Origin of the sequence: Sphingobium sp. LMC3-1-1.1 (genome assembly GCF_040676285.1) — a bacterium.
Lineage (GTDB): Bacteria > Pseudomonadota > Alphaproteobacteria > Sphingomonadales > Sphingomonadaceae > Sphingobium.
This window is the reverse complement of record NZ_JBEGHQ010000001.1, coordinates 476,267-489,620: the sequence shown is the minus strand read 5'-3', so window position 1 is coordinate 489,620 and position 13,354 is coordinate 476,267. Positions and strand designations below refer to the sequence as shown.

General features: G+C 65.5%; 10 protein-coding genes. 5 read left to right on the top strand and 5 right to left on the bottom strand.

The window, feature by feature from the left end:
* Nucleotides 1–36 precede the first annotated feature (36 nt).
* From MRBLMC3_RS02425 to MRBLMC3_RS02415, 3 genes are all read left to right on the top strand, one after another.
* Nucleotides 37–969: a FecR family protein gene (locus MRBLMC3_RS02425; protein ID WP_363735388.1), complete on the top strand. Its 933-nt coding sequence runs from the start codon at nt 37–39 to the stop codon at nt 967–969.
* Nucleotides 953–3,397: a TonB-dependent receptor domain-containing protein gene (locus MRBLMC3_RS02420; protein WP_363825574.1), complete on the top strand. Its 2,445-nt coding sequence runs from the start codon at nt 953–955 to the stop codon at nt 3,395–3,397. The genes MRBLMC3_RS02425 and MRBLMC3_RS02420 overlap by 17 nt, the downstream gene beginning before the upstream one ends.
* Nucleotides 3,398–3,499: 102 nt before the next feature.
* On the top strand, nt 3,500–6,709 hold the full coding sequence (locus tag MRBLMC3_RS02415) for an autotransporter outer membrane beta-barrel domain-containing protein (protein WP_363825573.1): 3,210 nt from the start codon (nt 3,500–3,502) through the stop codon (nt 6,707–6,709).
* Between the two features lie 149 nt (nt 6,710–6,858).
* Here the strand turns inward: MRBLMC3_RS02415 and MRBLMC3_RS02410 are convergent, their stop codons facing one another.
* From MRBLMC3_RS02410 to gatC, 4 genes are all read right to left on the bottom strand, one after another.
* Nucleotides 6,859–7,743, bottom strand: coding sequence for a hypothetical protein (locus MRBLMC3_RS02410; protein WP_363825570.1), 885 nt, complete (start codon nt 7,741–7,743; stop codon nt 6,859–6,861).
* A 50-nt stretch (nt 7,744–7,793) separates the two neighbouring features.
* Nucleotides 7,794–9,296, bottom strand: coding sequence for an Asp-tRNA(Asn)/Glu-tRNA(Gln) amidotransferase subunit GatB (gene gatB / locus MRBLMC3_RS02405; protein WP_363825568.1), 1,503 nt, complete (start codon nt 9,294–9,296; stop codon nt 7,794–7,796).
* A 97-nt stretch (nt 9,297–9,393) separates the two neighbouring features.
* Nucleotides 9,394–10,896: an Asp-tRNA(Asn)/Glu-tRNA(Gln) amidotransferase subunit GatA gene (gene gatA, locus MRBLMC3_RS02400; protein WP_363825565.1), complete on the bottom strand. Its 1,503-nt coding sequence runs from the start codon at nt 10,894–10,896 to the stop codon at nt 9,394–9,396.
* A complete protein-coding gene (gene gatC / locus MRBLMC3_RS02395) occupies nt 10,896–11,183 on the bottom strand; it encodes an Asp-tRNA(Asn)/Glu-tRNA(Gln) amidotransferase subunit GatC (protein ID WP_133651941.1) in 288 nt (95 codons plus the stop codon). Before gatC ends, gatA begins: the two co-directional genes overlap by 1 nt.
* A 106-nt stretch (nt 11,184–11,289) precedes the next feature.
* Between gatC and MRBLMC3_RS02390 the strand changes: the two genes are divergently transcribed.
* Both MRBLMC3_RS02390 and ruvX read left to right on the top strand, forming a co-directional pair.
* Nucleotides 11,290–12,408, top strand: coding sequence for a DUF3089 domain-containing protein (locus MRBLMC3_RS02390; RefSeq protein WP_363825562.1), 1,119 nt, complete (start codon nt 11,290–11,292; stop codon nt 12,406–12,408).
* 2 nt (nt 12,409–12,410) lie between these two features.
* The gene (gene ruvX / locus MRBLMC3_RS02385) at nt 12,411–12,881 is read left to right on the top strand and encodes a Holliday junction resolvase RuvX (RefSeq protein WP_363734983.1); all 471 of its coding nucleotides are present in this window, start codon (nt 12,411–12,413) and stop codon (nt 12,879–12,881) included.
* 24 nt (nt 12,882–12,905) lie between these two features.
* On the opposite strand, the gene MRBLMC3_RS02380 is transcribed toward ruvX, so the two are convergent.
* Nucleotides 12,906–13,307 (bottom strand): MerR family transcriptional regulator, encoded by a 402-nt coding sequence (locus MRBLMC3_RS02380; protein ID WP_363825559.1) that lies wholly within the window; start codon nt 13,305–13,307, stop codon nt 12,906–12,908.
* Between the last annotated feature and the right edge of the window lie 47 nt (nt 13,308–13,354).

Below are 13,354 nucleotides of genomic sequence, written 5' to 3'. Positions count from 1 at the left end.
TTCAGATGAGGGGCTGAAATGAACGGGGCTAAGGCCATGATGAACGAGGAGGCGCTCGGATGGGTCATCCGGACGCGCGATCCCGAATTTGCCGATTGGGAAGCCTTCACCGCCTGGCTGGAGGCCGATCCCGCGCATGCGCCTGCCTATGACGCGCTGATGGCGGCGGACGCCGACCTGGTGCGGATCATTCCTGCAGAGCCGGTCGTCATCGCCGCGCCTGCCAATGATGCGGGCACGCGTGGCTGGCGCTGGCCGAGATCGCTGATCGGCGGCGGCGCAGTGGCCGCGGCGCTGGTCGCGGCGCTGTCTATCGGCATGTGGAACCGCAGCGACATCTACACCGTCACGACCCGGCCCGGCGAAACGCGCACCGTCGCGCTGGATGAAGGCACGCATATCGAACTGAACGGTGGCACCACCATGCGTTTCGATCGCCATGACGCGCGTTTCGCGGCACTCGACAGCGGCGAGGCCGCTTTCACCGTGCGGCATGACCCGGCCGACCCCTTCCGCGTCACAGTGGGCAACGCGCTGTTCGAGGATGCAGGCACCGTCTTCAACATCGTCCGGACCGGCACAGCGACGCGCATCGGCGTGTCGGAGGGCGAGGTCATCTACAATCCGAAGGCGGAGGCGATCGCGCTCCCCGCCGGTCGCGCCCTGACCGATGACGAAAACGGCCTGCGCGTCATGGATATCGCGACCGATGCCGTGGCAAGCTGGCGCCAGGGCCGGCTGAGCTATGCCAATGCCCCGGTAACGCAGATCAGCGCCGACATCGCCCGTTCATTGGGCGTCCGGCTTACCGCCACGCCCGGCGCGGGAGCCATGCGCTTCACCGGCACGATCCGCCTGGACCGGGATCCGGCGCGGTTCTTTGGTCAGGCGGCGCCACTGATGGGCCTTAGCGCCGTCAGGGAAGGCGACGGCTGGCTGTTGAAGGAGGGGGATGGCCCGCCACGCTGACGTCCTGATCGTCACCGCCCTCGCCATGATGGCCGCTTCGCCCGCGCGGGCGGCGGATAGACAGCAAATCAGCATCGCCCCCGGACATTTGGGCGAGGCGGCGATAGCGCTCGGCCGTCAGACCGGAGCCAGCATCGGCATGTCCGACCAGTCGCTGGCCGGCATCGCCACGCCGGCCGTGGCAGGCCGCCTCTCGGTCGAAGCTGCGCTGAAGCGGCTGATCAAAGGCAGCGATGCCAGCATCCGGCGGATCGACGCGACCACATGGCGGATCGTGCGGACTGCCACCGCGCGCGAACAGGGCTGCCCCCACATAGCCCGGCCCGTTGCGCAGGCCGCGCCCGAACCTGCCGACATCATCGTCACCGCGTCCAAGCGCGACACCCCGCTGCCCCGCTATGCCGGCATGGTCGATGTGGTGGGCGATGACGCCTTCACCGCCGCCGAGGCGGCCGGGGGCACCGCCAGCCTGATCTTCCGCGTGGCGAGCCTCAGTTCCACCCATGCCGGCGAAGGCCGCAACAAGCTGTTCATCCGCGCCATCGCCGACAGCGGCGTTGCCGGCCCCACGCAGGCGACGTCGGGCCAGTATCTGGGCGACATGCGGCTCAACTATGCGGCGCCCGACCCTGACCTGCGGCTCTATGACATGCAGGGGGTGGAAGTGCTGGAGGGCCCGCAGGGCACACTCTATGGCGCGGGTTCGCTGGGTGGCATCGTGCGCATGATACCCAATGCGCCCGATCTGGTGCGCACCGGCGGGCAGGCTTCCGCCGGCCTCAGCGCCACGCAACATGGCGCGCCCGGCGGGGACCTGTCCGCGACGATCAACCTGCCGATCCTGACGGAGAAGATCGCGCTGCGCGTCGTTGGGTACGGCGTGCAGGATGGCGGCTATATCGACGACGTCCTGCGCAACAGGCATGACGTCAACCGCATCCGCACCTATGGCGGTCGCGCCGCATTGCGTTTCGCGCCGAACGAGGACTGGACCATGGACCTCACCGGCGTTTTCCAGCGCATCAAGGGCGACGATGCCCAATATGCAGAAAAGGATATCGGCGAACTCGAGCGCGCATCCGCCGTCGCCCAGCCCTATTCGTCCAGCTATGCGCTCGCCAATCTGCGCATCGAAAGGCAGTGGGACAATCTGCGTTTCATCTCGTCCACCGGCTTCGTCCACAACGTCCTGACGGAAAGCTATGACGCGACGCAATATGACCCGTTCGGAGCCGATGCACCCGCCGCCCTGTTCCGGCAAAGGAACAAGGTCGATATCTTCTCGACCGAAAACCGCATTGTCCGCGATCTGGACAATGGTCTGGGCTGGATATTGGGCGCGTCCTATCTGGAAAGCACGTCGGACATCCATCGTTCGCTGACATCCTACAGCGCGGACATCATGCAGCCGCAGGTCATTCCCGGTGTGCCGATGTACGGGCGCGGCATGCCGGCGACGTCGACCGGCGTGCATAACCGCATCCGCGAGGCGACGCTGTTCGGCGAGGCATCCTTCGAACCCGTGCGCGGCCTGATCGCCACGGTCGGTGGCCGGCTGACCAACAGCCGCCTGACCGGCGAGGCGCTCGATCCCATAGCCCTCCTGTCCCTCGCCGCCATTGCGAGGGCCGAGGCGCAGGCGAACCGGAACGAAACGATCTTCCTCCCCTCCTTCTCCCTGCTGACCGACGCCTGGCGGGGAACCACCATCTACGCCCGTTTCCAGCAGGGATTCCGCCCTGGGGGGCTGGCGGTCGACGACCAGCATATCCAGCGTTTCCGCAACGACCGCGCCTCCACGCTGGAACTGGGCTTTCGCCGGGGCATTCCTGGGGTCGACAGGATCGCGCTGACCGGCAATCTCGCCTATACGAGGTGGAAGGACATCCAGGCCGACGTCACCGATCGCATCGGCATCCCGACCACCGACAATATCGGGGACGGACGCATCTATACGGTGGAGGGGCGCGTCGTCGTCCGCCCCATCCCGCGCCTGACGCTGGACGGCAGCATCATCTTCAACGACAGCCGGCTCAACCGTCCGGCGCAGTTCGTGCGGCTGCTGTCCTACGAAGGGCAGTCGCTGAGCCTGCCCAATGTCGCCAATCTGGGCGGGCGCATCGGCGTCGACTACCGCGCGCGTGTGGGAGACGAGATGCAACTCCATCTCAGCGGATCGGCCCGCTATGTCGGCAAGTCGCGCCTGGGCGTCGGACCGATATTGGGACGCGAACAGGGCAATTATGTGGACACGGCGTTCAACGCCGCGCTGACCCGCGGACCCATGCAATGGTCGCTATCTCTCACCAACCTGTTCGACAGCAGCGGCAACCGCTTCTCGCTGGGCACGCCGTTCGACATCAGCGGCGATTATGTGACGCCCCAGCGTCCCCGGACGGTCCGGCTGGGGATGGATTTCGCCTTCTGATCCTGCGTCTCATTATTTTTAGGTGACGGACCGGCCGGTCCGGCGCCGTCTCCCCCGCATGCGCGCTCATCGACAAGAGGCGCGGCACGCAGAGGAGACATCATGCGCAATCTACTGGCCTGTACGGCCATCGCTTCCGTTCTGGCCGCTCTTGCAGTGGCCGATGCGGCGGCGGAAACCACCATAGGTTCCTCCACCACGACGGCGGTCAGGACAGCCACCGCCGCCAACGGCGCCCCCGATGACGTGACGGTCAGTTCCGCAGGATCGGTCACCCTGACCAGCGGCACCGCCATCACCCAGGACAGCAACAACAATGTCAGCAATGCAGGTACGCTGAAGATTTCGAACGCGGACGGCGCGACCGGCATTCTTTCGATCGCGGGCGTGAGCGGCAACATCGGCAACAGCGGCACGATCACCCTGGACGAGGATTATACGGCCACCGACACCGACAATGACGGCGATCTGGACGGCCCCTTCGCCAAGGGTTCGAACCGCTACGGCATCTGGGTCCAGTCCGGCGCGGCGCATATCGGCAATATCGACAGCAGCGGAACCATCACGGTGGAGGGCAACCAGTCGGCCGGGATCCGCATCGATGCGCCGCTGACCGGCAATCTGTCGACCAGCGGCTCCACCAGCGTGCTGGGCGACAATGGTTATGGCGTGCTGGCCAATGCGGTCACGGGCAATGTCACGATCCGCGGAACGACCACGGTCACGGGCGCCAACAGCATTGGCGTGGCCCTGCAGGGGGACGTGAACGGAGCGGTCAAGATCCAGGGCACGATCACCAGCACCGGCTACCGCTACACGACGCGGCCCAGTGACATTTCCAAACTGGACCCCGACGATCTGCTTCAGGGTGGATCGGCGGTGACGATCGCCGGCAATGTGACCGGCGGCGTCATCTTCGACATCCCGCCCACGCTCGACAGCACGAAACCGGACGTCGACAATGACGGCCTGCCCGACGCTACCGAAGGGTCCGCCAATATCATCACCTATGGCTCGGCCGCTGCGGTGCAGATCGGCTCGGCCACGGCGGCCACGACCATCGGCGCGGTGGCAGCCGACAGTTCCGGCTATGGCCTGATCGTCAAGGGAACGATCATCGGACAAGGCGTCTATGATGGCGTGAACGCCAACGGCCTGGTCATTGGCGGGCTGGGCGGCAATGTCACGCTGACCAAGGGATTGCTGGTGTCGGGATCGGTCGGCGCGGTATCCTATGACAGCAATGCCACGGCCATTCGCCTGGGCAGCGGCACCATGGCGGATACCATCCAGATCGGCGGCACGGTGGGCGCGTCGGGTTCGAAACTTGCCGGCACCTCCGCCCGCGCGCTGGTGATCGATGCAGGCGCGACGAGCCGCGCCATCGTCAACAGCGGCACCATCTCCGCCAGCGCGATCAGCAGCACGGACGGCGCGGCCATCGCCATCCTCGATGCGTCGGGCACGGTATCCTCCCTGTCCAACAGCGGTGCGATTTCGGCAACGGGGGGCAAGAGCGGATCGAACGTCGCCATCGATATGACCGCCAACAGCAGCGGCGTTACCCTGACGCAGTCGCTTGCCTCGGCGACCGCGACGGCGCCGAAGATCACCGGGGACGTGCGGCTGGGGTCGGGCAATGATGTCATGACCGTGTCGGCAGGCAGCATCGCGGGCAATGTCGACCTGGGCGGGGGCAGCAACAGCCTGGCGCTGTCCGGTTCCTCCACCCTGGCGGGCAATGTGGCCATGGGCGGAAATGGTTCCAGCCTGGCGCTCTCCGGAAGTTCGCAGATCAACGGCGGCGTGGATTTCGGCGGGGGTCCATCGACGCTGACCCTCTCCGGCACCGCGGCCCTGAATGGCGCCATCAGCAATGCCGGCAATACCGCAGTCGTCGTGAACGGCGGCATGCTCAACGCCAGCAACAATGGTCCCGTCGCGCTTGCCTCGCTAGCCGTCGGCGCATCATCCGTCATCGGCGTGACGGTCGACACGGCCAATGGCACCAATACGCTCTACAATGTCGCCGGAGCCGCAACCTTCGCCAGCGGATCGCAGGTGAAGGCGACCCTGACCCGCGTTGCCGGGTCCGAAGGCAATTATGTCATCGTCCGCGCCGGATCGCTGAACGGCACGCCTGCCCTCTCCAGCACGACGCTGATCCCCTATATGTTCAAGGGCGGCATCACCAGCAATGCGGCCACGGGGGAAGTGACCCTGTCGATCGCCGCCAAGACCGTGTCCGATCTGGGCCTGACCGGATCACAGGCGCGCGCCTATGACGCGATCTTCAACGCGCTGGACAAAGACAGCGCCTTTGCCAGCAACTATCTTGCCATTACCGACGGCGACACGCTGAAGGCCAATCTGCAGCAGATGCTGCCCGACCATGCCGGCGGCACGTTCGAGGCGGTGACCGCCGGTTCGCGCGCCACCGCCCGCATCCTGGCCGATCCGGGCGGCATCTATCGCACGGCTGACGGCAATCTGGGTTTCTGGCTGCAACAGGTCGCGTTCGGCAGCTCCAAGAGCGTGGGCGACACGGCGTCCTATGACATCAATGGATGGGGTGCGAGCCTTGGCGCGGAATATCTGACGGGGATCGGCGCGCTGGGCGCATCCATCGCCTATATTCACGGCAGCGATTCGTCCGGCAGCAACGACAATGTGGTCGATTCGGATCAGTTCGAACTGGCGGCACACTGGCGCGGCGATTTCGGGCCGTTCCAGACCTATGCCCGTGTTTCGGCCGCCCATATCGACTTTCGCGGCGGTCGCCACTTTGCATCCGGCGACCTCGTCCGCACGGCGAACGGCGACTGGTCGGGCAAGCTCTATTCGGCGACGTTGGGCGGGTCCTATGAAATGCGCTTCAATCGCTTCACCCTGCGGCCGGCGGCCGGCATCGACTATTACAGGCTGAAAGAAGGCGGCTATAGCGAAACGGGCGGCGGCGACGCGTTCGACCTGATCGTCGACAGCCGCACCAGCGACGAGCTGACCGCCAGCGGCAATGTCACCGTCGGCTACGACTTCGGCAGCCGCAACCGCGAGGACGGCTGGATGCGGTTCGAGCTGGAGGGCGGGCGTCGGCAGATCATCGGCGGATCGCTGGGCGACACGACCGCGCATTATGTCGGCGGCGAGGACTTCACCCTGATCGCGGACAAGCGCACCAGCGGCTGGACCGGGCGCGCGCGCCTGATCGGCGGCACCGAGAGTTTCCGCGTCGGCGGCGAATTCGGAGCGGAACAACAACAAAATCACGTCGCCCTGTCCCTGCGGGCGACGGTTAACTTCATCCTGTGACGTCCTAGCAGTGAATTGGCGGGCCACACCCCACAGACCCTCCGGGCCCGCCGATCCGCCATGACCTAAGCCGTCTTCCCAACGGTGTCATGGCCCTAAAGGAAGGGGCGCTGCCTTCCCCCGGCAGCGCCCCTTTTATTGTCCCGCCTTCAGGGCCGGATCGCGAAATCGAAGATTCGCGCGCCGCCCGTGCCCCCGCCCCACATGCCGGGCCCGGAGCCGGCACTGACGGAATAGAGAAAGCCATATTCGCCCGTGCCCAGATCCACCCTCGGCATGACCTTGAAGACGCCGGGCGCCACCTGCTCATAATCGAAGGCGATGCGGTCCTTGTCCATCACGCCCGATTTGGCGCCGCCCAGATTCATGCTGCCGACGCGGGTTTCGCGACGGTCCTTCTTCACATCGAACTGGATCAGGCTGAATTCATTGGGCGAGGTGATCGCCGTCGCCGGCCCTGCCAGCCAGAGAGACGGCGCCCCTGCCTGCGACAGGCTGCGATTGGCCTCATCGAAATAGAAGTAGAAGATGGGCCGCGCCTTGCCCGAGACGATGCGGGCGCTGACATTTGGAATGACCGCCTTGATGCTGAGGGAGGCGATGCCGCCGGTGAAGGCATAGCCCAGGATGCCGCCGGTCTTGCTCTGGTTGGAAATGGTAGGATCGATCCGGGCCATGCGGGCAGGCTCGGCGGCGTCGACCAGCATGTAGATGCCGGAGGGATGCGGCACGAGCGGATCGGGCGAGTCCGCCGACATCGCCGCCTTGGCGGAGGTGATGCCCTGCGATCCCGCCTCGATCATCGCGGCGATAACGGGGCCGGAAACGCCGCTCTTCTTGAGCGCGATCAGGTCATCGGTGGAGAGCCTGTACTGGGCCGGCGAAGCCTTGATCTTCGCGATCACGGCTTCATCCCCCAGGCCCGCCGAAACCAGCGCGACGACGCTGTCATTGTTGAGCGTTTCCGCCCGCGCCGCGACGGTCGCGACGCATGCCGCGAGGCACAGCCCCGCGACGAAAATCCCCCTGTTCATATCCACCCCCCATTGAAGGCCGGCATCCCCATGCCGGCCCTAGAAACAGATCAGCCCAATGCCTTCCTGACGAGTTCATTGACGACCTGCGGATTGGCCTTGCCCTGCATGGCCTTCATCGTCTGGCCGACAAAGAAGCCGAACAGCGCCTCCTTGCCCGCCTTATATTGTTCGACCTTGTCGCCATTATCGGCAAGAACCCTGGCCACCGCCGCTTCGATCGCGCCGGTGTCGCTCGTCTGCTTCAGGCCCTTTTCCTCGACGATCTTCGGCGCGCTCTCGCCGGTTTCGAGCATGATCTCGAACACCTGCTTGGCAATGGTGCCGCTGATCGTGCCGTCGGCGATGAGGGCCAGCAGTTCCGCGCCCTCTTCCGGGTTGACGGGACTTTCCTCCAGCGTCTTGCCCAGGCGGTTGAGCGCACCGTAAAGTTCCGACAGCAGCCAGTTGGCCGAAGCCTTGGCGACCTCGCCCTCGCTCTTCTTCTGGATGCGCGCGCCCTCTGCCAGCAGCGCCTCGAACCAGCGCGCGGTGTCGGCGTCGGCGGTCAGCGTGGCGGCATTATAGGCGGACAGGCCCAGCGCCTGCTCATAGCGCTGACGCTTGGCGTCGGGCAGTTCCGGCAGCGACTGGCGGCATTCCTCCAGAAAGGCGTCGTCCAGTTCCAGCGGCAACAGGTCCGGATCGGGGAAATAGCGATAGTCATGCGCGTCTTCCTTCGACCGCATGGAGCGCGTCTCATTCCGGTCCGGATCGTAGAGGCGGGTTTCCTGCACCACCTTGCCGCCGGCCTCCAGCACGTCGACCTGACGGCTGGCCTCATGTTCGACGACAGCCATGACGAAACGGACGGAATTGACGTTCTTCGTCTCGGTGCGGGTGCCAAAGGGTTCGCCCGGCTTGCGGACGGACACATTGACGTCGGCGCGCATCGACCCCTGGTCCATATTGCCGTCGCACGACCCGACATAGCGCAGGATCGTCCTGAGCTTCGACAGATAAGCGCCTGCCTCTGCGGGAGACCGCATGTCGGGCTTCGACACGATCTCCATCAGCGCCACGCCGGAACGGTTGAGGTCGACATAGGAGCGCGTCGGATGCTGGTCATGCATCAGCTTGCCGGCGTCCTGCTCGACATGGATGCGCTCGATGCCGATGGTCTTGGTGCTGCTGTCGGGGTTCTTCTCGTCCAGCGTGATCTCGATCTCACCCTCGCCCACCAGCGGGTGGTAGAGCTGGCTGATCTGGTAGCCCTGCGGCAGGTCGGCGTAGAAATAATTCTTGCGATCGAAGCGGGACCATTTGTTGATCTGCGCCCTGATCGCCATGCCGGTGCGCACCGCCTGACGGATGCACTCGCGGTTCGGCACGGGCAGCATGCCGGGCATGGCCGCGTCGACAAGGCTAACCTGAGTGTTCGGTTCCGCGCCGAAAGCAGTCGCCGCGCCGGAAAAGAGTTTGGCGTTGCTTGTAATCTGCGCATGGACCTCAAGGCCAATCACGACCTCCCACAAACCCGTAGCGCCCTGAACGCGAAATATCGTCTCAGTCATTTTCTTGTCCTCAAGTGTTCCTGCGAAAACAGGAACCCAGGGTGAGTGCAGAGCCCAGGAGGCCCTGGGCTCCTGCTTTCGCAGGAGCACGGTTTCGTTACCACCACTTCTCCGGCCGCGCCGTGAAGCCTGCGCGTTCCTCGATGGCGAGGCCAGCGTTCAGCACGGTCTGCTCGTCCAGCGCCTTGCCAATAACCTGCAAGCCCAAGGGCAGCCCTTGCGCGTCCAGCCCGCCCGGCACCGCCATGGCAGGCAGACCCGCCAGCGACGCAGGCACGGTGAAGACGTCGTTCAGATACATGGCGAGCGGATCAGCCTGCTTCTCGCCCAGCGCGAAGGACGCGCTCGGCGCGGTGGGCGTCAGCAGCAGGTCGCACCTTTCGAAAGCCTGTTCGAAATCGCGCGCGATCAGCGCCCGGACCTTCTGCGCCTGCGTATAATAGGCGTCGTAGAAGCCCGCCGACAGCACATAGGTGCCGATCATGATGCGGCGCTTGACCTCCGGCCCAAAGCCCAAGGCACGCGTCGCAGCATACATGTCCTGCAGGCCCGCCCCATCGGGCAGGTCGCGCTGGCCATAGCGCACGCCGTCATAGCGGGCGAGGTTCGAAGAAGCCTCGGCGGGCGCGATGATATAATAGGTCGGCAGCGCATATTTGGTATGCGGCAGCGACACCTCCACCACCTCGGCGCCCGCGTCCTTCAGCCATTCGATGCCGCGATCCCACATGGCGGAGATTTCCGCGTTCAGACCGTCAGGCCGATATTCCTTGGGGATGCCGACCTTCTTGCCGCGCAGATCGCTGGAAAGTCCCGCTTCCCACTGCGGCACAGCCAGATCGAGCGAGGTCGAATCCTTGGGATCGAAGCCCGCCATCGTCTCCAGCAGGATCGCATTGTCGCGCACCGTCCGCGCCATCGGCCCAGCCTGGTCGAGCGAGGAGGCGAAGGCCACGATGCCCCAGCGCGAGCAGCGACCGTAGGTCGGCTTGATGCCCGAAATGCCCGTGAAGGCCGCCGGCTGGCGGATCGAGCCGCCCGTGTCGGTCCCGGTCGCCGCAGGGCAGAGCCGCGCAGAGATCGCGGCGGAGGAGCCGCCCGAGGAACCGCCCGGCGCCAGCGCGGCATTGTCGCCGCCGCCGCGCCGCCAGGGCGAGATCACATTGCCGTAATAGCTTGTCTCGTTCGACGAACCCATGGCGAACTGGTCGAGATTGAGCTTGCCCAGCATGCCCGCGCCCGCGTCCCACAGCTTCTTCGATACGGTGGATTCATAGGTCGGCGTGAAGCCTTCCAGCATGTGGCTGGCAGCGGTCGTCTGCACGCCCTCTGTGCAGAAGAGGTCCTTCATGCCGATCGGCACGCCCGAAAGCGGCTTCAAAGCCTCGCCCGCAGCCTTCGCCCTGTCGGCGGCGTCGGCGGCCTCCAGGGCCTTTTCCGGGGTCTCGACGATGAAGGCATTCAGCGCCTTGGCGGCGGCGACATTGGCGTTGAACGCCTCTGCCACTTCGCGCGCGGAAAAGTCACCGCCACGGAAGCCGTCGCGGATTTCCGCCACCGTCAGATCAGTCAGCGCGCTTTTGTCTGTAGGATTTGACATTATTCGATCACCTTCGGCACCGCGAAGAAGCCATGTTCGGCCTGCGGCGCATTGGCCAGCACCCGGTCGCGGACATTGCCGTCGGTGACGACATCCTCGCGCAGGCGCAGCGTGTTGGGAATGACGGCGGTCATCGGCTCCACGCCGGTCACGTCCACCTCGCCCAGTTGCTCCACCCAGCCAAGGATGTTGTTGAGTTCGGGCACCATCGCCTCGGCTTCGGCATCCGTCACCGAAATGCGCGAAAGGCTGGCGATCTTCTTTACGGTCTGAAGGTCTATCGACATGCGCCGCCGCTACCATCGGCACCTTCATGCTTCAAGTCCTTGCGCGCATGTTGCGCTTGCGCCAGACAGGAAAGCATCTGCACAGCATCCCGATGGAGAGCGCCGATTGGCCCGCAAATTTCTCTATGTCGTAGCCGGCCTGATCGTGCTGGTCATCGCGGCATTGCTGGCCTATCGCATCTGGGGCATGCAGATGATCCGGGCGGTCATGGTCCCGCGGGAGGCCTTTGCGCAGATTCAGCCCTTGCCGGCCAACGCCTATGACGATGCCGGCATGTGGATCGCGCGGCCGGACATCAGGAAGGACAATCCCGCCGCCTGGCTGCCGGAGGGGGTGAAGGACGCGCCCGCCAGCGACAAGGCTGCGGTCTTCTTCATCCACCCGACATCCTACATCACGACGCTGGGCGACGCGCATTGGAACATGCACCTGGACGACCAGGATTCGCTCGCGACGGCGCGGCGCTTCGTGCAGAATCAAGCGAGCGCCTTCAACGCGGTGGGCGCCATCTGGGCGCCGCGCTACCGCCAGGCCAATTATGGCGCCTTCCTGACCGACAAGCCCGCGGGCGACCAGTCGCTCGCCGCGGCCTATCGCGACGTCGCCCAGGCCTTCGCCGCCTTTCTCAAGGCCAATCCGCAGGGGCCGCTGATCCTCGCCGCGCATAGCCAGGGTTCGTTCCATCTGCTGAGGCTGCTGCGCGAGCAGGTGGCGGGAAAGCCGGTCGCTGACCGCATCGCCGCCGTCTATGCCGTGGGCTGGCCGATTTCGGTCGAGGCCGACCTGCCGGCGCTTGGCCTTCCCGCATGCGCGCGGCGGCGGCAGTCGCATTGCATCGTGAGTTGGCAAAGCTATGCCGAACCGGCCGATCCATCGGCCGCGATCGAGAGTTTCGAGCGCAAGCCCAGCTTCACCGGCCGGCCGCACAAGGGCACGCATATGCTCTGCACCAATCCGATCACCGGCGCCTTCAATGGCGCGGCCCCCGCCAGCGCCAATCGCGGCACGCTGGATGCGCGGGACGCCGGCAAGCCCACCCGGCTGGTCGCCGGCGTCGTCCCGGCGCGCTGCGACACCAGTGGCGTGCTGATGATCGGGGAACCGGTGGACATGGGTCCGTTCACCTTGCCGGGCAATAATTATCACGTCTATGACTATGCGCTGTTTTGGGCCGATGTGCGCGAGGATGCGAAACAGCGGCTGGCCGCCTTTCTGAAGAAGTAAACATGTCCATTGTCACTGCCGACCGCGCGGTTTTCCGCGAAGCCCTGCCCCATGGCGGCCGCCTGATCGGGCTGGATGTCGGCACCAAGACGATCGGCCTTGCGCTCTGCGATGCGGAATGGTCCATCGCCAGCCCGGCCCATACGGTCAGCCGCGGCAAGTTCACCAAGGACAAGATCGCGCTGGCGGCTTTCATGGAGCAGCAGTTGGTGAGGGGCGTCGTGATCGGCCTGCCGCTCAACCTGGACGGCAGCGAATCCCCGCGCAGCCAGGCCAGCCGCGCCTTTGCCCGAAACATCGCGGACATGGGCCTGCCGATCCTGCTGTGGGACGAGCGCTGGTCGACGCAGGCGGTGACGCGGACGCTGCTGGAGGCGGATGCCAGCCGTGCGCGGCGGGAGGAATTGGTGGACAAGCTCGCCGCGAGCTATATTTTGCAGGGCGCGATCGACGGGCTGATGTCCGGGTTCTGACGCCCTGCCCTACTCCTCGAAGCCCTACTCTTCGAAGGCGGAGATGATCGGGCAAGGCCCCTCCTGGGAGGCATGGCAGGCACCGGCCAGTCGCCGCAGACTGTCCCTTGCCGCTTCCAGTTCCGCGATCTTCCTGTCCAGCGCCGCCAGCCGCTCCGCCGCCAGTTCACGCGCCCGTGCGCGATCCTGACCGGCGTCCAGCCGCAGCAACTCACCGATCTGATCCAGGGTGAAGCCGGCCGCCTGTGCCGCGCGGATGAACTTCAAACGCCGCACATCGTCCTCGCCATAGCGTCGCACGCCACCGGCAAGGCCGCCGCCCTCCGGCCGGTCGGGCGTGTCCAGCAGGCCGCGACGCTGATAAAAGCGTATGGTCTCGACGCCCACGCCGCCCGCGCGCGCCAGACCGGAAATCGTCATCACCATGCTTGACTCCGGACCATGGTACGGACCCCATATGGGATGCGAAGCGA